Source organism: Mycobacterium sp. NBC_00419 (genome assembly GCF_036023875.1).
GTDB lineage: Bacteria > Actinomycetota > Actinomycetes > Mycobacteriales > Mycobacteriaceae > Mycobacterium.
Genome location: NZ_CP107931.1, coordinates 3,333,721 through 3,356,204 on the forward strand (window position 1 = coordinate 3,333,721; position 22,484 = coordinate 3,356,204).

Consider the following 22,484-nt stretch of genomic DNA (forward strand, 5'->3'; position numbering starts at 1 on the left):
AGCTCATAGTTGCATCCCCCGGTTCGGCGACGCTACAAAGGCTGTCCTAACTTCGGGTGGAGGTGTCCGACGTCACCCCTGCGTCGTCAGGATCGCCCGCAGCATCGACAACATCTCCGACCGGGATTCGGCGCCGAGACGCCGGCGGATGCGTGCCACGTGATGCTCAACGGTCTTGGCGGAGATGAACAACTGCGCACCGATGTCGCGGTAGGGCATGCCCAGCAGCAACAGCTCGGCGACCTCGCGCTCCCGGTCCGACAACGGCGACGACGCCGACCGGACAGCGCCCGGTCCGGGTGCGGCGCCGGCGGCAACCGTCGCCGGTTCGTCGGCCTCGCCCGCCGACACCTTCAGGTCCCGGGCCACCTGCAGCATCAGGCCTGAGACCTTCGGATCGGTGGCCTGCAGGGCGGCCTGGCCGGCCAGCCGGGTCGCATCGGAGGTGAGGCCGAACTGCGCCAGGCTGTGCGCGGCAGCGTTGACCTCGTCGGCGTCGACCTGGTTGGCGAGCACCCGCAGCCAGGTGCGTCCGGCCCCGGCGAGCGCCTTGGCGAACGGGTTGTCCGGGGCTGCCGCGGTGAGAGCCTGGCCGTGCGGGGCCACCGCGCCCGGATCGTTGGCCAGGATGCCGGCGTGGACCCCGGCCCAATGCAGCGGAACCGACCAGGTGGACGGGTTACCGAGCGCCGCGAGGATCGCGAAGGCCTGTTCGAGCGCCGGCGTCAGCCGGTCCTGCTGGTGGAGCCGGGCCGAGGCGACCCACAGCTCGCCCAGCGGCAGCAGCGAGAACAGGTCCACCGAGTACTCGGCGAGCACCTCCATCGCCGCATACCAATACTTCTGCAGCGCCCCGGCGTCGCCGCCCCGTCGGGCGATCGCGGTGCGTAGCGCCGCCGCCCACAGCGCATCGCGGCGTTGCAGCACCGAATCGTCGACGGCGGACAGCTCGGTGCCGGCGCCGGACAGGTTGCCGTCCTGCATCTTGGTCCAGGCCAGCAGCAGCCGGTGCCGGTGCCCATAGAGGGGGTCTGGACTGTCCTGGCCTGCCCGCACGGCCCGGGCGATCACACTGCGCGCGCGCACCGCATCCCCGGCGTGCAGTGCGGCCAGTGCCACCAGCGCGGCCGGGCTGTCGGGCAGTACCTGGCCCGCAGAGTGCTCGGCCGCCATCGCCTGGCCGAGCTTTCCCGCTGCCGTCGAGTACGGCGCCGACACCGTCGTGAGCAGGCCGTCGGCCAGCGTGCGGGCACCGCGTGATGCGGCCGTCGGCGGTCCGTCGGCATCGGGGGCCAACGCCGCCCGGGCCGCGTCGGCGTCCCCCACCGAGGTCAGCACGATCGCCGCGGCGGCGCTGACCACGGCGTCGGGATAGGGACCGAGCCAGGTGAACAGCTCGGCGGCCTGGGCGCTGTTGCCGCTGTGCGCTGCCATGCTCGCCGCGACGCGCACCGCGGCGGCCCGCTCGCGGGCATCGGCAGATCCGAGCAGCTCGTCGGTCTCGGCGACGGCGGCGGCGCTGTCACCCGAGCGCGCCAGCGCATCGGCGAGCTCGGGACGCAGTTCTACCGCGCCGGCGTCGACCGCGGCCCGGTAGAGCCGAGCGGCCTCGGCCGGATCGGTACGCCCCGCGGCGGCCTGCCGACGCAGAACGTCGGCCAGCTGCTGATCGAGCACACCGTGTTCGGCCAATCGCAGTGCCAGACCCGGTGACAGCGTGGACATCTCGATTTGTGAACGCAGAAGCGCGGTTTCGATCTCGCGATGGCGGGCATTGCCGACAACCTGGGATACCGCACGGTGCACCGAGCGCAGGAAGTGCGGGTTGTGCGACGGTTCCACCAGGCCGGTTGCGCGAGCCCGGTCGACCAGAACCTGGGCACGCTCGGCGGGAAGGTCCAGCGCCGCTGCGAGGTCGGTGGCGCCGAGGTCGTAACTCAGCGAACAGATCAGGAGTGCATCCAGCTCCGGCTCGCCGAGCCGCCGCAGCCGCTCGATGAGAGCGAAGAACGCCTTCTGCGCAATCGAATTCGCCGACGGCGGAAGCGCCGAATCGGTCACCGCCGCCACCAGGAACGGGATTCCCGCGGTGGCGACCAGAATGTTGGCCACCAGTTCGGTGCCCGGGGGATGCCCGGACGGGTCGACCAGAAGTCGTGAAACCTCGCCTCCGGCAAGCGGTCCCAGTGCGACGCGGGGGCGTTCCCGCTCGATGACGGTGGTTAACTCGCGCAGCGCACCGTCGCTTTCGCGGGCCTCGATGGCGGCGATCACCGTCGCATCCGGCTTCGCCGCCAGCTCAGTGAGGAAGTTCAGTTCCTCGGCGCTGAGCAGGTGCGCGTCGTCGATCACGACCACCGCGTGCGCAGTGTCCGACGTCGGTGGCCGCGTGTTGACGGCCACTCCCGCGTCGCGCAGAGCCTCGCGGATCGCCGCCAGCACCGTGCTCTTGCCGGTGCCCATGCCGCCGGTGACCAGCAGCTTGACCGGTGCCGGCGGGACCGCCGTCAGCGCATCGATGACGACCTTCGCATTCGGTGGAAGGCTCAGCGACGCAACCGGTTCGGCCACGGCCCGGCTAGCTCTCGGGTTCGATGACGGCGGGGATCAGCGCCTCCGTCGTGACCACCACCTGCGTCGTCGGCACGGGTTGTGTCGTTGGTCCCGCCGCCGCCGTCGTCGTGATCGGGGCGGCCGTGGTCGTCGGCGGTGCCACCGTGGTGGTCGGCGGGGGGACCGTCGTCGTGGTGGTCGGCGGCCTCGTCGTCGTCGTCGTGGGTTGAGTCGTCGTGGTGGTCGTGGTCGGGGGCGTGGTGGTGGTCGTCGTCGTGGTGGTCGTCGTGGTGGTGGTCGTTGTCGTCGTGGTAGTCGACGGTGTCGTCGTCGTGGTTGTCGTCGTCGATGACGGCGGCAGAGTGGACGTCGACGCCGGGATCGTCGACACCGTCGCGTTGCCGTTGTCGCCGGTGATCGTAACCGTTTGCGGCGGAACGACACTCGTGCTTGGGACGTCGGCGGGTTGCTCGCCCGGCTTGGTGACTCGGGTTGTGGTGGTGGTCGGGGTGCTGTCGGAGCTGGTGAGCGTGATCGCCAATCCGCCGACGGCCACCGCGGCCACCGCGGCCGCCAGGCCGAACAGCAGCGGAGGTCGCCGATACCACGGCACAGGTGTATCGACGAGCGCGGTTTCCTGGTCGTCGGAATCGAACTCGACCATCGGGCGGGCGCCGGTGGGCCCCTGGGCCTGGGCGTAGTCGAAGGTGTAGTCCTCACCGGAGTAGGGGACCGGTTCCTCACCCGCATCGTCGTCCTGGGACCACGCCAGCGCGCGGAACGTCGCCGACGGCGAACCGTCGGTTGCAGATTCGGTTGCGGCGGCCCCCGCTGTGCCGGCCGCCCACGCCGCCGGTGCCAGACCGGTCGGCGCGTCGGCAGCGGCGACCGACATGCTCGTCGGTGCGTCCGGCGCGATGCCGCGGGCGGCGATCACCGCGGCCCCGATCGCTGGGTTGAGACCCGCGAGCGGAGTGGTGATCACCGGAACGCGCAGTTCCTCCGACAGCCGCTGGGTGATGACCGGGATGGCTGCGCCGCCGCCGACCGTTGCCACCGCCGAAAGGTTGACCGCCGGAATCCTGTTGTGCTCCAGTGCATCTCCGAGCGCGTCCAGGAATCCGGCCAGCGGCTCGGCGATCAGAGTCTCCAGCTCGGCGCGGGTCACCCGGATCTCGGAGCGAAAGCCCTGCATATCCGCGGGCACGACGGTCGCCGTCTCGGAGGACAACCGTTCCTTGGCCTGTCGGCACTCGTCGCGCAGCCGGGTCAGCGCGCCCACCGCCGCCGTGCTGGCGGGGTCGGCGTTGGATGCGTCGCGCACCGCGGCCAGCACCTGGGTCAGCAGAGCCTGGTCGATCTGCTCACCGGAGAAGTCCGGGAAGCGGACCGTCTCGCCGATGGGCGCCAGGTTGGCACCGGCGTCGGCAAGGGTGATGTTCGTTCCGCTGCCACCGAAATCACACAGCGCCACCACACCTTGCGTGGGTAGACCGGGATCGGCCTGCAGGGCGGCCAGTGCCGCGGTGGCATCCGAAATGAGCGTCGGCGGCACTCCGCCGGGTGAGAGCGACGGCCGCGTCCGCAGCGCGCCGCGCAGTGCGCCGACGGCTGCGGCACCCCAGTACGCCGGCACGGCGATCACGATGGTCGAGGGCGGTTCACCATCGTCGACCGTGCGGGCCATCGCCTCGAGCGCCTCGGCGGCAAGCTCCTCGCCCCGGTGCGGCGAACCGTCGGCCGCGACGAGGGGAACCGGATCGCCGACCCGCTCCACGAACCCGCGCAGAACCAGACCCGCCTCGGTCAGATTCGGGCTCGTCAGCTCCGGATTCTGCGAGGGCACGCCGACCTCGGCGGGACGGCTGCCCCACAGCGTCAGCACCGATCGGCGGGTCACCGGCTGGCGTCCCGGGCGGGCTGCCGCCAGGTTCACCGTCCCGATCGACAACCCCAGCGAGTCGCTCAATTCGCACTTCCCTTCAGCTGCGCGCAGCGGCGATTTTCACCATAGCGGCTGACTGCCCCGAACCCCGGCATCCAACCCCTAATGCCGCCGAATCCCCTAAGGTCGCATCCCCTAATGGCGATGCCCGCGGGTTGGGTTCGGCACCGATCCCGGCGACCGGATTCGCCGATAGCATTCTGGGCAGCAGCTGGCATTCCGCTGTGACTATCGGTGGTAGGGGAGAAGGCGTGACATGGCAAACTCGTTGCTCGACTTTGTGATGTCGTTGGTGCGCGACCCCGACGCCGCTGCACGCTACGCGGCCGACCCAGCCGGTGCGATCGCCGACGCCCAGCTGACCGACGTGACCAGTGTCGACGTCAACAATCTGATCCCGATGGTGGCCGACTCGCTGTCCACGGCTGTGCCCTCCTTCGGGGCCGACCCGCACGCGGGCGGCAACGTGTGGGCGAGTGGCGCCGCGACGGCCGCCTTCGACGCCTTCGACGCGGCCGTGCCCGCTGCGCTGCCGGATTCCCATCCGGTGGACGCGGGAGTGATCCAGCCACCGCCCGACGCCGGCCACGTGACGGTCGTCGACACCGGAGCGGATCCCGCCGCGGTGGACCCGATGACCGTGGACCCGTCGACGCAGTTCACCGACCCGGACTTCGGCCAGCATCCGGATCCGGGCCTCACCCCGGACTGGATCGCCGACGGCGGCCTGGACCATTCGCACACCGACGGCTCGCACGCCACCCCCGACCATCAGGGATTCGACCTCTTCTGAGCTCGTCCCGCGTCAACCCCACGTCCTGCGACGTGGGGTTTTCTGCGTTGCGCGGCCTATCCCTAGGGACCCCCTAATCCCCTAATGATCGTGCCCTAGTCGGCCCTAGTGGGGGTCGGTCGAGCAGGGGTGGTCGCCCCGTTTCCGGGGCTGTCTGACGGCCATAGCGTGTCTTTCAGATCGCCGGACAGCCCGGCGAGCACGACCGAAAGGCTCCGACCATGCTCACTCTCATCGACTGGATCCTCGGCCTGTTCCGCGACGAGGACGCCGCCCGCGCGTTCGTCTCCGCACCGGAGCAGTCCCTGCGCGACGCCGGGCTCGCCGGCGTCAGCGCCGCCCAGGTCTCGGCCGTCGCCGCCACCGCCGTCCCCGGACTGGTGCTCGGCAACGGGGACCCGATCGTCGGCCTGCAGCGCGCCGTGTCCAACCAGTACGGGTTCGCGCCGGCCTACGCGCCGTCGTTCCAGCCGGTGTACGCCCCGGCGCCGACCTTCGCCCCACAGACCGACCTGGCCAGCCACAACGACACGTCGCTGCTGAGTCCCAACCAGGACGCCGGCGCCAACGCTCAGCAGGGTGCATTCAACCTGGGCTTCGGTGACATCACCTTCGGCAACAAGACGACGCAGACCGCCACCGACGGCGGCGTGGTCGTCGGAGGCAGAAACGACGGTGACATCGTCAGCGGTGACGGCGCGGTGCTCGGCAACAACAACGACGTCAACAACGGCGACGTGCTGGCCGGAACCGGCTCGAATGTCGCTGTGGGACATGGCCAGATCGACGACAACGGCACCACGGCCACCGGTGGCAGCACCGTCATCAAGGACAACGGCGGGCCGGTCTTCCACGACGTGGACGCCAGCGGCGGCAACGGCGGCGGGGCATCGGGCGGCAGCAGCCTGATCGGTATCGGTGGCGGTCGCACCTCGGGTGGTGACGCCGGCGGCGGTGGCATCACCGTGATCGACGGACACACGTCGACCAACAGCGGCAACTCGGTGAGCACGCCGTCGCACACGCAGAGCGAGACCACCACCACGACCACGGTGGTCGACCACTCCGACAGCTCGGTGCACCCGACCACCATGACCGACACCTCCACGCACGACAGCTCGAGCCACTCGCTGTTCGACACCAGCCACGACACCACCCTGGTGAACAGCCAGCTCGACAACAGCCACGACCTGTCGCTGGCATCGGGCAACCACCTGCTCGGCTTCTGAGCGGACGGCGGCGGGGACCGGTTGACGGTCCCCGCCGCCTGCGTGCGCATACGGTGTTAGCGGCGAGCAGTGGGAGGACAAGTGAGGGCAAGTGACGCAATCTGAGGACCCCCGCAGGGTCAGGGTGATCGTCGAACTGATCGAGCACACCAGTGCCATCGCCAATCTCAACGATCGCGGCGATCTGGCGGCCCGCCTGGCGGCGGCCAAGGAGCGGATCTGCGACCCGCAGATCCGGGTCGTGATCGCCGGCCAGCTCAAGCAGGGCAAGAGCCAGCTGCTCAACTCGCTGCTCAACGTGCCGGTGGCGCGCGTCGGCGACGACGAGACCACCGCGTTGGTCACCGTGGTCAGCTACGCCGACGAGCCGTGCGCCCGGTTGATCGTCTCGGCCGGTGAGGGCCTGGAGCCCCAGGTCATCGATATCCCGGTGACCGATATCCGCCACGATCTGCGGCGCGCCCCACAGGCCGGCGGACGCGAGGTCCTGCGCGTCGAGGTCGGGGCGCCCAGCCCGCTGCTCAAGGGCGGTCTGACGTTGATCGACACCCCCGGTGTCGGCGGCCACGGCCAGCCGCACCTGTCGGCGACCCTGGGCCTGCTGCCCGACGCCGACGCCATGCTGATGGTCAGCGACACCAGCCAGGAGTTCACCGAACCCGAGATGCGGTTCATCCGCCAGGCGCACGAGGTCTGCCCGGTCGCGGCGATCGTGGCCACCAAGACCGACCTGTACCCGTTCTGGCGGCAGATCGTGGAGACCAACGGCGCGCACCTGCAGCGTGCCGGGCTGAACCTGCCGCTGATCCCGGTGTCCTCGCTGCTGCGCAGCCACGCGATCACGCACAACGACAAGGAACTCAACGAGGAGTCCAACTTCCCGGCGATCGTCAAGTTCCTCTCCGAGAAGGTGCTCTCCCGCGAGAACGATCGGGTGCGCGACCATGTCGTCAACGAGATCCGTTCGGCTGCAGAGCATCTGCGGCTAGCGGTGGACTCCGAGCTGGCTGCCCTCAACGATCCCGACGAAGTCAGCAGACTGACCGAGGATCTGGAGCGTCGCAAGCAGGAAGCTCAGGACGCCCTGCAGCAGACCGCACTGTGGCAGCAGGTCCTCAACGACGGCATCGCCGACCTGACCGCCGACGTCGACCACGATCTGCGGGCCCGGTTCCGGGCCATCACCTCCCACGCCGAGGGAGTCATCGACTCGTGCGACCCGACCCAGCACTGGGCCGAGATCGGCGCCGAGGTCGAGGACGACGTCGCCAACGCCGTCGGCGACAACTTCGTCTGGGCATACCAGCGGGCCGAGGCGCTGGCCCAGGAGGTGGCCCGCACCTTCGTCGAAGCAGGCCTCGATGCGATCAAAATGCCCGAGGTCAGCGCCCGCGAGATGGGTGCCGAAGTGGGCCGGCTCAAGTCGCTCGCCCGCCTGGAATCCAAGCCGATCGGCAAGGGCCACAAGGTCATCACCAGCATGCGCGGCTCCTACGGCGGCGTGCTGATGTTCGGAATGCTGACTTCGGTGGCCGGCCTGGGCATGTTCAACCCGCTGTCGCTGGGCGCCGGTCTGCTGCTGGGCCGCAAGGCCTACAAGGAGGACATGGAGAACCGGATGATGCGGGTGCGCAACGAGGCCAAGACCAACCTGCGCCGGTTCGTCGACGACGTGCTGTTCGTGGTCACCAAGGAATCGCGGGACCGCCTCAAGAACGTCCAGCGCCAGCTGCGCGACCACTACCGCGAGATCGCCAACCAGACCACCCGCTCGCTGAACGAGTCACTGCAGTCCACCATCGCGTCCGCGCGTCTGGAGGAGACCGAACGCAACAATCGCATCGGTGAACTGCAGCGGCAGCTCAACATTCTCGGACAGGTCATCGACAACGCCGAAAAGCTGCTTCCGGCAAGGTAACTGCTATGGCTGCGGATACAGGGTTCGGGTTTCGTTGAGCCGCGGACCCGAGCGGGTGGTCCCCGGCGGATGTGTGACACGGGTGGGGAAACTTCCCGGGAAAGTCGGCGCGACGGCGCCCGGCGGCGGTGTCGGTGGTGCAGACACGTCGGTCGGTGTCGTCGTCCCCGTGGTCGAGGGAGTCTCGCCCGGCAGGCCGATGTCGGTGGTCGACAGCCGCACCGTGGTGTAGGTGGTGGATGTGCCCGCGGTGGTGGTCGCGGCGAAGTGCGGGGGTTCGGGCAGATGCGTGCCCGGCGGTACGACGGTGTCGGTCTCGCCGGTGTTCCACTGGCCCGACATCCGCACGACGGTGAACACCAGTGCGGCGATGATTCCCAAACCGAGCAGGCCGGCGGCGAGGGTCGCCGCCGAGGAGCGGTACCACGGCGTCGTGTCCCGGGCCATGGCGGCTGATACTAGCCGTCCGGCACCGCGGGTGCGCAGCCGTAGACTCGATGCTCGATGAGCACCAGCGATCAGGTACGCGCCATCCTGGCCGGCACCCGTCGCGCCTATGAGGGTGAACCCGCATACCGGCAGCGACCCGATGTGTTCAACGAGCTCGACCGCATCGCGGCCCGGCTCAACCAGCCGATCCGGATCGCGCTGGCAGGCACCCTCAAGGCCGGAAAGTCCACCCTGGTCAACGCCTTGGTGGGGGAGAGCATCGCACCCACCGACGCCACCGAGGCCACCCGAATCGTCACCTGGTTCCGGCACGGCCCGACCCCCAAGGTGACCGCAAACCACGTCGGCGGGCGGCGCAGCAACGTGCCGATCGCCCGCGGCGTCAGCAACTGGGCCGGGCTGACCTTCGACTTCGGCAGCCTTGATGCGGTCGACGTCGCCGACCTCGACGTGGAGTGGCCGGCGGCCGAGCTGATCAACGCCACGATCATCGACACCCCGGGTACGTCGTCGCTGTCGCGGGACGTCTCCGAACGCACGCTTCGCCTGCTGGTGCCCGAGGACGGTGTGCCGCGGGTGGATGCCGTGGTGTTCCTGCTGCGCACGCTCAACGCCGCCGACATCGCGCTGCTGCGCCAGATCGGGGAGCTGGTCGGCGGCTCCTCCGGTGCCCTCGGCGTGATCGGGGTGGCCTCCCGGGCCGACGAGATCGGCGCCGGCCGCCTCGACGCCATGCTCTCGGCCAAGGACGTGGCCAACCGGTTCACCGAGGAGCTCGACCGCACCGGTATCTGCCAGGCGGTGGTCCCGGTCTCGGGGCTGCTCGCGCTGACGGCCCGCACCTTGCGCCAAAGCGAGTTCGCCGCCCTCGAGAAACTGGCGGCCGTCGACCCTGCCGAGCTGAACAAGGCCATGCTCAGCGTCGACCGGTTCGTCCGGCCCGACCTCGAGCTGCCCGTCGACGCGCCGACCCGTGCCGCGCTGCTCGACAGGTTCGGCATGTTCGGTATCCGCATCTCGATCGCTGTATTACTTTCCGGCATAACAGATTCGGTGGCCCTGGCCGATGAGCTGCTGGAGCGCAGCGGGCTGGTCGCGTTGCGCGACGTGATCGACCAGCAGTTCGCGCAGCGGTCGGAATCCCTCAAGGCGCACACCGCGCTGGTGTCGCTGCGCCGTTTCGTGGAGGCCCACCCGATACCGGCGACCCCCTACGTCATCGCCGATATCGATCCACTGCTCGCCGATACCCACGCCTTCGAAGAACTGCGGTTGCTCAGCCAACTGCGCTCACGTCCAACAACTTTCACCGATGACGAGATGGCGTCGCTGCGGCGCATCATCGGCGGGTCGGGCACCGACGCGGCCAGCCGTCTGGGGCTGACGCCGGAGGTGCCCTATGACGGGCCGCGGGCAGCCTTCGCCGCCGCACAGCGCTGGCGCCGGCGCGCCGAACATCCGCTCAACGACCCGTTCACCACCAGGGCATGCCGGGCTGCGGTGCGCAGCGCCGAGGCACTGGTGGCGCAGTACGCGTCGCGGGGGTCCTGAGGGTTACTGGCCGCCGGGCCGTGGGAACAACGTCGGCAGTGTCGGCAGCACCCGCTGGGTCGTGGTGACGGTCTCGGTGGACGTGCTGGTCACCACCGTCGTGCTGGTGCTGGTCGAGGTACTCGAACTGGTGCTTGACGTGGTCGAGGGCGACTCGGTGGTTGTTGTCGTGCCCGTCGACTCGGTGGTCGTGGGAGTCTCCGCGCTGGCGGTCGGCGACTCGGTCACGGTCTGCGTGGTGCCACCGGGACCCGGGACGACCGACGCCGAGGAGGTGTCCACCGACGAGGTCGGCGTGGTTGTCGACGTGTCCGTCGGGCTGCTCGAGTCCCCGCTAGTGAATTTGACGATGGCGTAGACCAGAAACGCCAGCACGATCGCGGTCAGGACGCCAAGACCGATCAGCGCCAGCGGCTTTCGATGCCAGGGCGGCGGCGGCTCGGGGTGCTGTCCGTAGCCCGTCGGCTCGTTGTAGCCGGCCTGCTGGTAGTCGCTGTAGGCCTCACCGCCGGTGCCGCCGTAGTTGGCGTACTGGGTGGGGTCGCTATCGGAGTAGTTGCCCGGGTCGTCGGGTGAACCGTCGCGCGCCACGGGTTCCGATAGTAGTCGTCAGCCCCCGCCGGGCTGGTTAGGGAACGCTGGGCGGTGCGTGGGGCGAACGCTGATCTGCGGTGGCCGGGTCTGCGGCGTGGTGACGTTGGGCCGGCCGTTGTCGGCTTGCCGTGGGTATTGCGGCACCCAGGTGTTGCGGGGCTGCGCCGACGGCGGCGGACTTTCCGGTGGTGGCGGCGGTGGCGGCGGCGGTTCCGGTGACTGCGAGCGGGTGGGCGCGGCGCTCGACGGGGCGGTCGAGGCGGGGCTGGTGTCCTCGGACCGGCCGGACTCCCCGGAGTCACGGAACACCAGCAGCACGCCGGCGACCAGCATGGCCACCACGGCCGCACCGATGGCCCACAGCGCGATCGTCGCCGACTGCCTGCGATACCAGGGTCGCTCCGGGAACCAGAAGGCGTCAGCGGCGAACGGGTCGAAAGCGTCGGCGGCGGCTACCGGCGCCATCGCCGGATCGGTCGGTGGGTCTGCCTCGTCGAGAGGTTCCGAAGCCGCGTGCGGGCGGTCGGGAACGGCCTGGGTGGGGCCTGCGGCCGAGGCGCTGGGGTACGGCTGATCGGGATACGGCCCGAACGGGTCGGGGAAAGCGATGGCGTCCTCGGTCGAATAACCGGTGGCCCCGGTGGGGTCAGTTTTCGCCACGGCTATCTATGCTAGCCACCTTGCCAGGGCATTTGGGTTGATCCGCAATCACGAAAGCTGGCGGACGACCTCGCTGGCGAACAATTCCAGATGGTCGAGGTCAGACAGATCGAGCACCTGCAGGTACACCCGCTCGACGCCGGCCTCGATATATGGCGCAAGCCGGTCCACGATCTCCGACGGCGTCCCGGCCAGCGGGGTGTTGGTCCGCAACTCGTCGACCTCCCGGGAGATCGCCGCGGCGCGCCGCGAGATCTCGGCGTCGTCGCGGCCGGCGCACACCACGAACGCCGCCGAGTAGACGATGTCCTGGGGGCTGCGGCCGATTTTCTCCAGAGCTGCGCGGACCCGGCCGTATTGCGGTTCGACGAAATCCAGGGACGGGAAGGCGAGGTTGAATTCGGCAGCGAACCGGGCGGCCAGCGCCGGTGTCCGCTTCGCGCCGCCGCCGCCGATGACGATCGGCGGGTGCGGCTGCTGCACCGGCTTGGGCAGGGCGGGTGAATCCTTGACGGTGTAGTGGGTGCCTGCGTAGTCGAAGGTCTCGCCTGGCGGCGTCGCCCACAACCCGGTGATGATCTCGAGTTGCTCGGTGAGCCGTTCGAAGCGCTCGCCCAGCGGCGGGAACGGCATGGCATAGGCGAGGTGCTCGGCCTCGAACCAGCCGGCGCCGATCCCGAAGTCGACCCGGCCCGAACTCATCGCGTCGACCTGGGCGACCGAGATCGCCAGCGGTCCGGGATGGCGGAACGTCGCCGAGGTGACCAGCGTGCCCAGCCGGATCGTGGTGGTCTCGCGTGCGATCCCGGCCAGGGTCACCCAGGAATCCGTCGGCCCGGGAAGCCCGTCACCACTCATCGCCACGTAGTGGTCGGAGCGGAAAAACGCTGAATAGCTTAGGGATTCGGCTGCCTGGGCAACGGCGAGCTGGTCGGCGTAGCTGGCACCTTGCTGGGGTTCGACGAACACACGGAAGTCCACCCTCGCCAGCTTAGAAGACCTCGACGCCTTCGGTGCTGATGAACATCCCGTGGCCGGTGCCGTCATTGGTGAAGCGGGTGCCGCTGCTGCTGGCGTCGATGGTCCAGCCGACCGCCTGATAGGTGCTGTAGTCGAGCGCGGTGGTGGGGATCGCGCCGAGGTTGCCGCTGATCCAGCGCACGCTGCCGTCGGCCGTCACCTCGACGCCGTTGGCGGGCTCGTCGTTGACGACGGGCGGGTTGGTGAAGTTCGACTCACAGCCCACCGACTCGGAGTTGATCTGGCAGCGGGTCTGGCCGGATTTCGTCTCGATGTAGACGTAGCCGCTGGAACTGGGCGCCAAAGTGCCGCCGCCGGGGGCCGGGATGCTCGGTGCCGTCGACGTGGTCGGCGGTGCCGCGGTGGGACGGCTGGTGGGGAAGTTGGGCTCCCCGCCGGGGCCGCAGCCCGGGCAACTGGCCGCGCCGTCGACGGTGTTACTGCACCCGGCTGCCGTGACGCCGGCGATGACCAACCACACCATCGCAACGCAGGCCTTCACGCCGTTCCATGAGCGCATCTGACCAGACTACGCACTCAGTGACGAAAGTTACTGCAGTGACTCGAGGGGCTATGCGTCGATCGTGCGGGGAGCCGAGGCGTCCGCTCAGGCGACGTTGACCGCGAGCAGCACCGGCGTCGGCGTCGGCACCACGGCGGCTCCCGGCGGCGGGGGCAGCGGGGGATCGGTCGGTGCGATCACACCGGAGCCGGTTGCCCGGGCGACGACCCGTGCGAGGGCCTGGGTGGTGCCCACGACGATGTCGCCGGTGATCTTCACCAGCGCCTCGGCGATGCCCGCCAGTGCGCTGATCAAGAAGATGTCCTGATCGACGATGCCCTGCAACTGCGCGGTGATGCTGGTGACGAAGCCGTCCAGGAAGTAGGGGATCGACGCGAACACCGTCCGGACTCCGAGGGCGAGGTCGATGCCGATGTTCGGGTAGCCGTACATGTCGACCGCGTCGTTGAGGGCCTGCACCAGATCGACCGGGGAGACGATGCTGTTGGACTTGGTGTCCAGCGGAACGCCGTCGAAGTCCGAGCGGGCCGGAAGACCGAACAGGTTGATGATCGTGGGCGTGATGTCGGCGTTGGTGTAGCCGAGGTTCTGCTTGCCGTCGTTGGCGTCGTCGCCCTCGAGGTCGAAGATCACGAAAGACGATGTCTCATTGGGTGATTGGAAGCCGTGGCCGAAGCCCTGCGACTGCTGGTGGCCGTGATCGGTGGTGACGATCACCGTCCACTTCTCACCGTTGTTGTTCGGGTCGGCTTCCCAGGCGTCGATCGCGGCCATGATGTCGGCGATGTTGTCGCTGACATTGGTGACGGCTTGGGCGTACTGCGGTGAGCCGCCGCCGTAGGCGTGACCGGCCTCGTCAACCTGCACCTGGTAGGAGAAGATGAAGGTCGAATCAGCGGCCTGGGTGTTCTGGATCATCTGGATGGTGTTCGACACGACCTGGGCATCGGTGTCGGCCCAGCTGTTGGTGAAGTCGACGAACGTGTTGGTGTCGGCCTTGTATCCGCCGGCGTTGCCGATGTCGTTGATGTACTTCCAGTCAGCGATCACCGCGGTGTCGATCGCGGAGTTGTTGTACTCGATCAGGTTGAACACGGTGGGCCAGGAGTTGTACGGCGCCGGGTTGAAGAGGTTGTTGATCACGCCGCTCTTGTTGTCCCACACGCCGGTCAGGATCGTCGTCCAGGACGGTCCGGAAATCGTCGTATGCCCGACGATGCTCGTTGCGCCGGTGACGCTCTGGTTCATCAGGTCGATGAATCCGGCGTTGGCGACCGGATCGGCGAGGATCTTGTCCAGGTTCGTGCCGTCGGTGCCGATCAGCAGGACGTGTGTGGGCTGCGCTGCCAGCAGGGTCGTGACGGCGCTTGCGCTGCGGACCCGGCCACTGGTCGCCGACGCGCTGAACGCGACAACGTTCGCGAGAGCCACCGGCGCCGCGGGTGTCGGCGCGGCGGCCGCCGGCGCAGGGGTGCGGACCAACGCGGGGACGGCGTCTAGCGCAGCGACGGATTCTGGTGCCTGATCCTGCGTCGTGCCGATGTCGCGCAACAGCGAGGTGGTCCGGCGCTGCGCCGCGCTCGCTCCGGGGGATCGGGTCTGTGTGGCGGCCGCTGGTTGCTTGGTGTCGTTGCCTCCGGCCGACCCGCTGCGGGTCGCGGTGGCTGCGGACCTCGCCGAACGGCCGGCCGGGCCGCTGTGCGAGCTGGCCCCTGCGCCGCCGGAGGAATCGGACTGAGATGTGCCGGGCGAGTCTGACCCCGGTGTTTCGGCGTAGGCGACCGCTGTTGCCAGCGCCGACCCGCCGCCCGCGACGACGCCGGCGATCGCGGCGCCCAGGCAAACTTGTTTGATGGTGGTCATATCGCACTCCCGATGACGAGCGGCTGGCATCCGGCTTCGGGCGTGACGCTAATCCTTGGCCCGCCGGTGCACAGGGTTTTCACAGTCTTCGCGGGCCGGTTCCTGGTCAGGACTTCCGGCACGACGAAGACGTCACCATCGAGTTGTCGGCGAACAGGAATCTCTGGGCCCCGATCAGGCTAGATTCGAACGCCGTAGTGACGAAAGGAGCCCGATGGCGACCCCCCGACTACTGTTCAACCCGAACAACCAGGATTTCTCGCAGTTCGATGCGGAGACCCGTCGCCAACTTCAGGCACTAGTCGAGTGGTTCGAGTCGCGTGGCAAGGCCAGGCTGCTGCAGGACGATGTGGACGCGACCTGGGTTTCGGACTTCTTGGACTTCATCAAGCGCGAGCGCGTCTTCGCGACTTTCCTGACCCCCGCCGAGTACGGCATCGGCGATGACAACAAGCGCTGGGACACCTCCCGTAATGCCGCGCTCAGCGAGATCCTCGGCTTCTACGGCCTGGCCTACTGGTACGCCGAGCAGGTCACGATCCTCGGCCTCGGCCCGATCTGGCAGAGCGACAACATCAAGGCCAAGGAACGTGCCGCCGCGCAGTTGGACAACGGCGGTGTGATGGCCTTCGCGCTCTCCGAGCGTGAGCACGGCGCCGACATCTACAACACCGACATGGTTCTGACTCCCGCAGCCGACGGCGACGAAGAGGGCGTGGTGTTCCGCGCGTCGGGGGAGAAGTACTACATCGGCAACGGCAACGTGGCAGGCATGGTGTCGGTGTTCTCTCGCCGAGCCGACGTGGACGGCCCCGACGGCTACGTGTGGTTCGCAGCCGAGAGCAGCCACCCCGCGTACAAGCTGATCGGCAACGTCGTTCACGGCCAGATGTATGTCAGCAACTTCCGACTCGAGGACTATCCGGTTCGCGAGGAAGACATCTTGTGCACCGGCCCCGACGCCTTTTCGGTGGCGCTGAACACCGTCAACGTCGGCAAGTTCAATCTGTGCACCGCGTCCATCGGGATGTGCGAGCACGCGTTCTACGAGGCGATCACGCACTCCAACAACCGGATTCTGTACGGCAACCCGGTGACCGACTTCCCGCATGTACGAGCGAGTTTCGTTGAGGCCTACGCCCGGCTGGTGGCGATGAAGCTGTTCAGCGACCGTGCCATCGACTACTTCCGCAGCGCGAGCCTGCAGGACCGGCGCTATCTGCTGTTCAACCCGGTCACCAAGGCGAAGGTGACCTCCGAGGGTGAAGTGGTGGTGCGACTGCTGTGGGATGTATTGGCGGCCAAGGGTTTCGAGCGCAACACATACTTCGCCGAAGTGGCGCGACTCATCGGTGCCCTACCCCGGCTTGAAGGCACCGTGCACGTCAACGTGGCGCAGATCCTGAAGTTCATGCCGAACTACCTGTTCAATCCCGCCGACTACACGGCGATCGGCACCCGTGACGACCCCGCCGACGATGTGTTCTTCTGGTCCCAAGGACCGGCCGGGGGTGCGTCCAAAGTGCAGTTCGCCGACTGGACGCCGGCCTACGAACGGTTCTCGGCGATACCGAACGTCGCACGGTTCTTCGAACAGGCGAAGGCCCTGCAGCACCTGTTCGCCACCGCGGCACCCGATGGCGATCAACTGCGCGACCTTGATTTCATGCTCGTCGTCGGGCACCTGTTCACCCTGGTCGTCTACGGCCAGCTGATCCTGGAGCAGGCCGACCTGCGCGCGATCGACCATGACGTGATCGACCAGATCTTCGACGTTCAGGTCCGCGACTTCTCGGCGTATGCCGTTGCCCTGCACGGCAAGACGAGTTCGACGCAGGCGCAGCAAGAATGGGCATTGGCCGCGGTGCGCAAACCGGTGACCGACACCGATCGTTTCGATCGAATCTGGGAGCAGGTGAAGGGCCACGACGGCGCCTACACGATGCGGCCCTAGCTGACCGAGACCTTGGCGGTGAAGGTCCAGGCGTTCTTCTGTCCCCCGGGCCAGGGCTGGCCGTAGCTGGTCGTCACCGTCGCCGTACCGGGCGCTACCGCCTCGAAGGTCCATTCTTCGGTTCCTGACGCACCCGGCGGCCCGCCGGCCGCGGCGATGGTGCGGTGGCCGGTCTGGGTCAGCACGGCGCCGTCGCTGATCTGTGCTTGAGCCGTCCACTGGTAGCCGGTGGAAGGGTTGGCGGCCAGCGCGACTGTCAGGGTGTCGCCGACGCGAAGGCCGGCCTGTCGGGTGATGGTCTTCTGACTCAGCAGCTCGTCGTAGGACACCGACAGCGTCACGGTCTGGTGCGGCGGCGGATAGGCATGGCTGCAGGCCGACACGGCGCCGGCCGCTGCCAGTGCGGCAGCCAGGGCCAACACCGGGATCCGGCGGGCGGCGATGTCACTGGTCATAGGGTGTGAACCGTCTGCTGCGCCATAGATAGGACACCAGCCGGCGGGCCGGCACCTGCCGGGGCCAGTCGTCGGCGCGGAAGTAGGCATCCGATCCGCCGTCAACGAAAATCACGCTGCCGCAGAGGAATTGAGCGGATTCGGACAGCATGAACACCACCCAGTCGGCCAGCTGTCCGGGATCGCCGAACCCCCCGATCGGAACCGGGAACGACCGCACCATCTCGGCTTCTTTCGGGGTGGCCAGCTGCCGCTCGAGCAGCGGCGTCAGGATGGCGCCCGGAGCCAGCGCGTTGAGCCGGATGCCGGCCCCCGCCCAGTCCCGCGTGACCGCCTGCCTGCGCACCCACCGGCTCACCGCGATCTTGGAGGCGGAGTACATCATCGGCGGTGCGTTGCGGCCGAAGAAGCGCACGGCGCGCACCGCCTTGTCGCTGTCGCCTGCCAGCAGGGCGCCGATGGCGCGATTGGGCACCGCCGGCACCGTCGTCGTCGAGTTGCTGGAGAAGACGACGACCTTGGCCCGGTCGGCAGCGGCCAGCGCGGGGCGCCACGCCTGCAGCAGGTCCACCACACCGAAGTAGTTCACCTGCGCGATGAGACGCGCGCGATCGGCGCCGGGAGTCGGGCCGAGACCGGCGGCCATCACCGCACCGTCGAGCCGGCCACCGCTGGCGGCTAGCACCGCTTCGGCTGCGGTGCGGCGTCCGGTGGCGCTGGACAGGTCCGCCACCACCTCGGCTTCCTTGATGTCGACGCCGATGACGGTATGGCCCTCGGCGCGAAGCTTGGCCACGACCGCCTGGCCCATCCCGGACGCCGAACCGGTGACTGCATAGGTACCCACGTCTGCACCTTATGCGCTCGGCGGTCGCGTACTGTCCGCTGCGTGTACGTCGATGTGATGACTTCGGCCCTTCCGCTCGGCCAGATCGGCGCCCTTGCCGCCCGTACGCAGGCCGCAGGGTTCTCCGGGATGCTGTTCACCGAAACCGGCCGAACCCCGTATCTCAACGCAGCGGTGGCATCGCAAGCCGCTCCGGGTCTGGAGTTGGCGACCGGTGTGGCAGTTGCCTTCCCACGAAGTCCCTTCGTCACGGCGGCCACCGCGTGGGAACTACAGGAGGCCACCTCGGGCAGATTCCGGCTGGGACTGGGCACCCAGGTCCGCACGCACGTGGTGCGGCGCTACGGCTCGGCGTTCGAACGGCCGGGTCCGCGTCTGCGTGACTACGTCCTGGCGGTCAAAGCCTGTTTCGCGGCGTTCCGCACCGGCACGCTCGATCACCACGGCGAGTTCTACGACCTGGACTTCATCACCCCGCAATGGAGTGCCGGTCCCATCGACGCCCCCGATCCCAAGGTCGACGTCGCAGCGGTGAACCCGTGGATGCTGCGGATGGCCGGTGAGGTGGCCGACGGTGTCCACGTCCATCCCATCGGCGAGCCCGGCTACATCGCCCGGCATGTGGTGCCGAAAGTGGCTGAGGGGGCGGCGAAATCGGGCCGGTCAGCCTCGGACATCGCGTTGATCGTGCCGGTGCTCACGGTCGTCGGTGACACCGACGAGGAGCGTGCGGCCGACCGGGAGCTGGTCCGGGCCAGCATGAGCTTCTATGGCAGCACGCCCAACTACGCGTTCATCTGGGACGAGGCCGGGTTCGAGGGCACCACGGCCCGGATCCGGGAGAAGCAGAAGGCCGGTGACGTCAAGGGCATGGCCGCGCAGATCACCGACGACCACATCGCCACCTTCGCCACCGAAGCCACCTGGGATGGGCTGGCCGACGCGCTGGCCGCCAGATACGCGGGCATCGCCAGCCGAATCGTGCTGTACAACGCCGCCAGCGCGAGCGAGGAGCGGTTCCGGCGCTACGGTGACGTCGCTGCACGCCTGTCGGGGGTGTGATCCGGTGTCCGCGCATCTGACAGTCCTCGCAACGCTGGCGCTGGCGATTTTGTTCAGCCCGGAGACGCTGGTTCTCGGCCTCGTGGTGGCCAGCGACAAGAAGGTGCCCCGGGGGGCCGCCGTGGCCTTCGCGGCCGGCGGGATCGCGGGCGTCGCCTTCGCCACCGTCGTCGGTGTCATGCTGGCCCATCTCTCGGGGTCTGGAACCTCCCCCGCCGCGCACCACGACACGTGGGCAGGTTTCATCCTGCGGGCCGTCATCGCCGCCGCGCTGCTGACCCTCGGCCTCTACCGTGCAGTGTCAGCCATCCGCCAGAAGCCCATCGCGGATGTCTCTGAGCACAAACATGATTCGGGCCGATTGCGCGCCCGCCTCACCAAGCTCTTTCCGGCAGCCATGCACCGGCTCGATCCGAGTGCGGATCTCACTGCGCGACAGCGAGTCGGCCGGGGCGCCTTCGCCGGATTCGCGGTCTGCGGTCTGAACCCCAAGGTCTTCCCGATCGCGATTGCCGCGGGCCATCAGATCCTGCAGATCAGCGACCGCACCGAACGGACGTTGGGTGTCGTCATCTTCGCCGTGATCGCCGTCGTGCCGGCGTTGGCACCTGCCGTGATCGAACTCGTCCGGCCGGGTTCCCCGGCACGAATCAAGGACGGCTACGAACGCATCATGCGGGTGCACGGACGCTGGATCGTCGCGGTCCTTCTCCTGGCCGTCGGGGCGTTCGTCGCCCACAACGCGTTCGTCCACCTACCGTCACATTGACATGTCATAGTGCCGCGGTGCGGGCGCCGCTCGATGGACAATCAGACCGGTGAATCCGGCGACTGCTGGTGTGAACTCGGTCCGGCTGGGTGGTCTGCTCAGCGGGGTCTTCGTCACGCAGATCGTCAACAGCGCCGTGCATCTGGCGCAGCCACTGCTGGTGGCGGACATGTCGGGCTCGCTGGGCAGCGCGGCGTTCTTCTCGGCGTTCGGCACCGGGGTGCACATGCTGGGCACGTATCTGGCGGGGTGGCCCACCGAACGGTTCGGGGCCCGAAATGTGCTCGTGGCGGCGACCCTGCTGCGCGGTATCGCATTGGCGGGCATCCCGATCGGCATGGCGCTGGGGTTCGCCGGCCTCGCCTGGGTTATGGGTTGTTACACGCTCGAGGCGCTGATCCGGGGCTACGTGGACACCGCGGTGCACACGGTTCCGCTCGAACTCGCCGGGCATCGTGGTGACCTGCTGGACCGGATCAACTCCCGCTACGAAGTCGCGTTCGAAGTCGGTGCCGTCATCGGGCCGCTCATGCTCGGCGGTCTGATGATCTGGTCGAGCGGCATCGTCCCGCACATCGTGATCCCGATCGGATTCGCGGTGTCGGCGGCGTTGTATCTGCTCATTCCGAAACGATTGCAGCCCAACGGCACCGAGGAATTCTCCACGGCTCCACACGGTGGGACCTGGGCCGGTCTGAAGTACATCTTCGCCCACCGGTACCTGCTGATCGTGGTGGTGGGGCTGATGCTCTTCCATCTATATGAGCTGCGCAAGGTCCTCAGCGCGTTCTTTGCCAAGGGGTTACTGCACCATCCCGCTGCCGTCGGCCACGTCGGCTCGGCGTTCGCGCTAGGTGGTGTGGTGGGGGCACTGCTGTACTCGGTGACCAAGCACCGCGGGTCCGGCGCCGGCTGGATTGTCGCCGGTGTCGTGGGCACTCTGCTACTCGCAGTCGGCTGGATTCCGGTGAACCTGCCGGTGATGATCGTCGCGGTGTTCCTCTTCGGCGTGAGCAACGTGTGCGCCAGGCTGGTGTTGACCCGCTGGCGTCAGGAACTCACACCCCTGGAGCACGCTGGCGGGGTGACGGCCGCCTCGGAGTTCGGCCGAACGGCTATCTCGGTGGGCATCAACAGTGCTGTGGGTGGGGCATTTTCGTTCGGCGGCAGCGTGTACGGCGGGTTCGGCATCGTGGGCGGAATGCTGGCCCTGTTCGCCGTAGCGCAGGTAATGGTGGTGCGTCTGTTGCGCCGTCGCCGCTAGGATTCCGAGGCCCAGCAGCTCACCGCCGCCTCGGCGCAGGCGATGTCGTCGGCGGTGCTGGCCCCGCTCACCCCGACGGCCCCGACGATCACGCCGTCGGCCTCCAGTGGGATGCCGCCGCCGAAGATGACGAAGCGGCCGCCGCCGTTGGCCTGCAAGCCGAAGAGTTCACCGCCCGGGGCGGCCAGGACGGCCAGATCCGCGGTGGCGATGCTGTTGGCAACGGCGGTGTAGGCCTTGTCGACGGCGAGCACCGGGCCGGCGATCTCGGCGCCGTCCATCCGGCCGAAGGCCACCAGGTTGCCGCCGGCGTCGACGACGGCCGCCGAGATCGTCACCGAACGGCCGTCGGCCTCGGTATGCGCGGCTGCGATCAGGGCCTGGGCGGTGGCGAGGGTGACAGTGGGCATGGGCGTCAACCTAGCGGGTGGGGCGTGTGCACGGGTGACTGGCCGCTCGCGGGTGCGACGGTTAGCATCCGAATCGGAGGTATCCGGAATGGCTGGGACTTTGAAGGTCGACATTGCGGGCTTGATCGGCGCAAGCTCAGAGGTCGCCGACCGGGCAGGTGCGCTGGCCGGCTCGCACACGAACTCGTTGACCGGCCTCGCCGCAGCAGAGGCCGGTTGGGTGGGCGCGTCGGCGGATGCGTTGGTGAGCATGGCCGAGAAATGGCAGACGATCAGTGCTCGGCACACCGCCGCACTGGAACGCCACGCCACCCATATCGACACTGCGGCGCGGCTCTTCGGCGATATGGAACAGCGCAACGCCGCCGAGCTGAAAAGCGTTGCGGGGCCGGAGGATCTGTAGCCGCTACTGGGTTTCGGCCGGCCAGCCCGGGTAGGCGGGCAGGGTGGGGAAGTCTGAACGAGGGTGTTCGCCCGTGGTGAGGAACTTACGGCGTTCCTCTGATTCGGGTGCTTTGGCCGCGCAGGCGGCGAGGTCTTGATCGAATTCGGGCCACTCGGGGCCTGCACCGACGGAGTCCGTGGCTGAGAGTGCCCCTACCACCCGCCATTGGCCAAAGACGT

The 22,484-nt window shown here is 68.4% G+C and carries 20 protein-coding genes; 9 read left to right on the plus strand and 11 right to left on the minus strand.

Annotation, left to right across the window (positions count from 1 at the left end; all coding sequences use genetic code 11):
- Positions 1–72 precede the first annotated feature (72 nt).
- Positions 73–2,571: an isoniazid response ATPase/transcriptional regulator IniR gene (gene iniR / locus OG976_RS15765; protein ID WP_328350404.1), complete on the minus strand. Its 2,499-nt coding sequence runs from the start codon at positions 2,569–2,571 to the stop codon at positions 73–75.
- Positions 2,572–2,578: 7 nt separating this feature from the next.
- Positions 2,579–4,522, minus strand: coding sequence for an Hsp70 family protein (locus OG976_RS15770; RefSeq protein WP_328350406.1), 1,944 nt, complete (start codon positions 4,520–4,522; stop codon positions 2,579–2,581).
- A 232-nt stretch (positions 4,523–4,754) separates the two neighbouring features.
- Here OG976_RS15770 and OG976_RS15775 point away from each other — a divergent pair, with 232 nt between their 5' ends.
- The 3 genes from OG976_RS15775 (at position 4,755) to OG976_RS15785 (ending at position 8,438) form a co-directional block, all read left to right on the plus strand.
- Positions 4,755–5,291, plus strand: coding sequence for an Rv0340 family IniB-related protein (locus tag OG976_RS15775; RefSeq protein WP_328350408.1), 537 nt, complete (start codon positions 4,755–4,757; stop codon positions 5,289–5,291).
- Between the two features lie 221 nt (positions 5,292–5,512).
- Positions 5,513–6,520 carry an IniB N-terminal domain-containing protein gene (locus OG976_RS15780; RefSeq protein ID WP_328350410.1) on the plus strand — a complete coding sequence of 336 codons (1,008 nt, stop codon included), beginning with the start codon at positions 5,513–5,515 and terminating at the stop codon, positions 6,518–6,520.
- A gap of 91 nt (positions 6,521–6,611) precedes the next feature.
- Complete coding sequence (locus tag OG976_RS15785; protein WP_328350412.1) at positions 6,612–8,438, plus strand: dynamin-like GTPase family protein; 1,827 nt, start codon at positions 6,612–6,614, stop codon at positions 8,436–8,438.
- A gap of 3 nt (positions 8,439–8,441) precedes the next feature.
- Here the strand turns inward: OG976_RS15785 and OG976_RS15790 are convergent, their stop codons facing one another.
- Positions 8,442–8,885: a hypothetical protein gene (locus tag OG976_RS15790; RefSeq protein ID WP_328350414.1), complete on the minus strand. Its 444-nt coding sequence runs from the start codon at positions 8,883–8,885 to the stop codon at positions 8,442–8,444.
- Between the two features lie 57 nt (positions 8,886–8,942).
- Between OG976_RS15790 and OG976_RS15795 the strand changes: the two genes are divergently transcribed.
- The gene (locus OG976_RS15795; RefSeq protein WP_328350416.1) at positions 8,943–10,439 is read left to right on the plus strand and encodes a dynamin-like GTPase family protein; all 1,497 of its coding nucleotides are present in this window, start codon (positions 8,943–8,945) and stop codon (positions 10,437–10,439) included.
- 3 nt (positions 10,440–10,442) lie between these two features.
- On the opposite strand, the gene OG976_RS15800 is transcribed toward OG976_RS15795, so the two are convergent.
- The 5 genes from OG976_RS15800 to OG976_RS15820 all read right to left on the minus strand — a co-directional run bounded on the left by OG976_RS15800 (position 10,443) and on the right by OG976_RS15820 (position 15,099).
- Positions 10,443–11,030 carry a hypothetical protein gene (locus tag OG976_RS15800; protein WP_328350418.1) on the minus strand — a complete coding sequence of 196 codons (588 nt, stop codon included), beginning with the start codon at positions 11,028–11,030 and terminating at the stop codon, positions 10,443–10,445.
- 18 nt (positions 11,031–11,048) lie between these two features.
- The gene (locus OG976_RS15805) at positions 11,049–11,693 is read right to left on the minus strand and encodes a hypothetical protein (protein WP_328350420.1); all 645 of its coding nucleotides are present in this window, start codon (positions 11,691–11,693) and stop codon (positions 11,049–11,051) included.
- A 48-nt stretch (positions 11,694–11,741) separates the two neighbouring features.
- Positions 11,742–12,674: an LLM class F420-dependent oxidoreductase gene (locus OG976_RS15810; RefSeq protein WP_328350422.1), complete on the minus strand. Its 933-nt coding sequence runs from the start codon at positions 12,672–12,674 to the stop codon at positions 11,742–11,744.
- A gap of 10 nt (positions 12,675–12,684) precedes the next feature.
- Positions 12,685–13,233, minus strand: a complete 549-nt coding sequence (locus OG976_RS15815) for a hypothetical protein (protein ID WP_442930340.1) — start codon at positions 13,231–13,233, stop codon at positions 12,685–12,687.
- 87 nt (positions 13,234–13,320) lie between these two features.
- Positions 13,321–15,099, minus strand: a complete 1,779-nt coding sequence (locus OG976_RS15820; RefSeq protein WP_328350423.1) for an alkaline phosphatase family protein — start codon at positions 15,097–15,099, stop codon at positions 13,321–13,323.
- 214 nt (positions 15,100–15,313) lie between these two features.
- Between OG976_RS15820 and OG976_RS15825 the strand changes: the two genes are divergently transcribed.
- Complete coding sequence (locus OG976_RS15825; protein WP_328350424.1) at positions 15,314–17,053, plus strand: acyl-CoA dehydrogenase family protein; 1,740 nt, start codon at positions 15,314–15,316, stop codon at positions 17,051–17,053.
- Here OG976_RS15825 and OG976_RS15830 read toward each other — a convergent pair.
- Both OG976_RS15830 and OG976_RS15835 read right to left on the minus strand, forming a co-directional pair.
- Positions 17,050–17,508 carry a protease inhibitor I42 family protein gene (locus OG976_RS15830; protein WP_328350425.1) on the minus strand — a complete coding sequence of 153 codons (459 nt, stop codon included), beginning with the start codon at positions 17,506–17,508 and terminating at the stop codon, positions 17,050–17,052. The two genes, OG976_RS15825 and OG976_RS15830, sit on opposite strands and share 4 nt — an antisense overlap.
- Positions 17,498–18,355: an SDR family oxidoreductase gene (locus OG976_RS15835; protein WP_328350427.1), complete on the minus strand. Its 858-nt coding sequence runs from the start codon at positions 18,353–18,355 to the stop codon at positions 17,498–17,500. The genes OG976_RS15830 and OG976_RS15835 overlap by 11 nt, the downstream gene beginning before the upstream one ends.
- A gap of 42 nt (positions 18,356–18,397) precedes the next feature.
- Between OG976_RS15835 and OG976_RS15840 the strand changes: the two genes are divergently transcribed.
- Genes OG976_RS15840 through OG976_RS15850 form a run of 3 tightly spaced genes read left to right on the plus strand, consistent with a single transcriptional unit; the run spans position 18,398 to position 21,450 of the window.
- Complete coding sequence (locus OG976_RS15840) at positions 18,398–19,417, plus strand: TIGR03617 family F420-dependent LLM class oxidoreductase (RefSeq protein ID WP_328350429.1); 1,020 nt, start codon at positions 18,398–18,400, stop codon at positions 19,415–19,417.
- A gap of 4 nt (positions 19,418–19,421) precedes the next feature.
- The gene (locus OG976_RS15845; RefSeq protein WP_328350431.1) at positions 19,422–20,186 is read left to right on the plus strand and encodes a GAP family protein; all 765 of its coding nucleotides are present in this window, start codon (positions 19,422–19,424) and stop codon (positions 20,184–20,186) included.
- Positions 20,187–20,235: 49 nt separating this feature from the next.
- Positions 20,236–21,450 (plus strand): MFS transporter, encoded by a 1,215-nt coding sequence (locus tag OG976_RS15850; protein ID WP_328350433.1) that lies wholly within the window; start codon positions 20,236–20,238, stop codon positions 21,448–21,450.
- Here the strand turns inward: OG976_RS15850 and OG976_RS15855 are convergent.
- Positions 21,447–21,860, minus strand: a complete 414-nt coding sequence (locus OG976_RS15855) for a GlcG/HbpS family heme-binding protein (RefSeq protein WP_328350435.1) — start codon at positions 21,858–21,860, stop codon at positions 21,447–21,449. The two genes, OG976_RS15850 and OG976_RS15855, sit on opposite strands and share 4 nt — an antisense overlap.
- A gap of 88 nt (positions 21,861–21,948) precedes the next feature.
- Here OG976_RS15855 and OG976_RS15860 point away from each other — a divergent pair, with 88 nt between their 5' ends.
- The gene (locus tag OG976_RS15860) at positions 21,949–22,263 is read left to right on the plus strand and encodes a WXG100 family type VII secretion target (protein WP_328350437.1); all 315 of its coding nucleotides are present in this window, start codon (positions 21,949–21,951) and stop codon (positions 22,261–22,263) included.
- Positions 22,264–22,484 lie beyond the last annotated feature (221 nt).

What these genes read in the sequence shown, in the direction of transcription:
- OG976_RS15775 (WP_328350408.1), top strand. Translation starts at nt 4,755, where the DNA reads ATGGCAAACTCGTTGCTCGACTTTGTGATGTCGTTGGTGCGCGACCCC.
- OG976_RS15780 (WP_328350410.1), top strand. Translation starts at nt 5,513, where the DNA reads ATGCTCACTCTCATCGACTGGATCCTCGGCCTGTTCCGCGACGAGGAC.
- OG976_RS15790 (WP_328350414.1), bottom strand. Translation starts at nt 8,885, where the DNA reads ATGGCCCGGGACACGACGCCGTGGTACCGCTCCTCGGCGGCGACCCTC.
- OG976_RS15795 (WP_328350416.1), top strand. Translation starts at nt 8,943, where the DNA reads ATGAGCACCAGCGATCAGGTACGCGCCATCCTGGCCGGCACCCGTCGC.
- OG976_RS15815 (WP_442930340.1), bottom strand. Translation starts at nt 13,233, where the DNA reads ATGCGCTCATGGAACGGCGTGAAGGCCTGCGTTGCGATGGTGTGGTTG.
- OG976_RS15820 (WP_328350423.1), bottom strand. Translation starts at nt 15,099, where the DNA reads ATGACCACCATCAAACAAGTTTGCCTGGGCGCCGCGATCGCCGGCGTC.
- OG976_RS15825 (WP_328350424.1), top strand. Translation starts at nt 15,314, where the DNA reads ATGGCGACCCCCCGACTACTGTTCAACCCGAACAACCAGGATTTCTCG.
- OG976_RS15830 (WP_328350425.1), bottom strand. Translation starts at nt 17,508, where the DNA reads ATGACCAGTGACATCGCCGCCCGCCGGATCCCGGTGTTGGCCCTGGCT.
- OG976_RS15855 (WP_328350435.1), bottom strand. Translation starts at nt 21,860, where the DNA reads ATGCCCACTGTCACCCTCGCCACCGCCCAGGCCCTGATCGCAGCCGCG.
- OG976_RS15860 (WP_328350437.1), top strand. Translation starts at nt 21,949, where the DNA reads ATGGCTGGGACTTTGAAGGTCGACATTGCGGGCTTGATCGGCGCAAGC.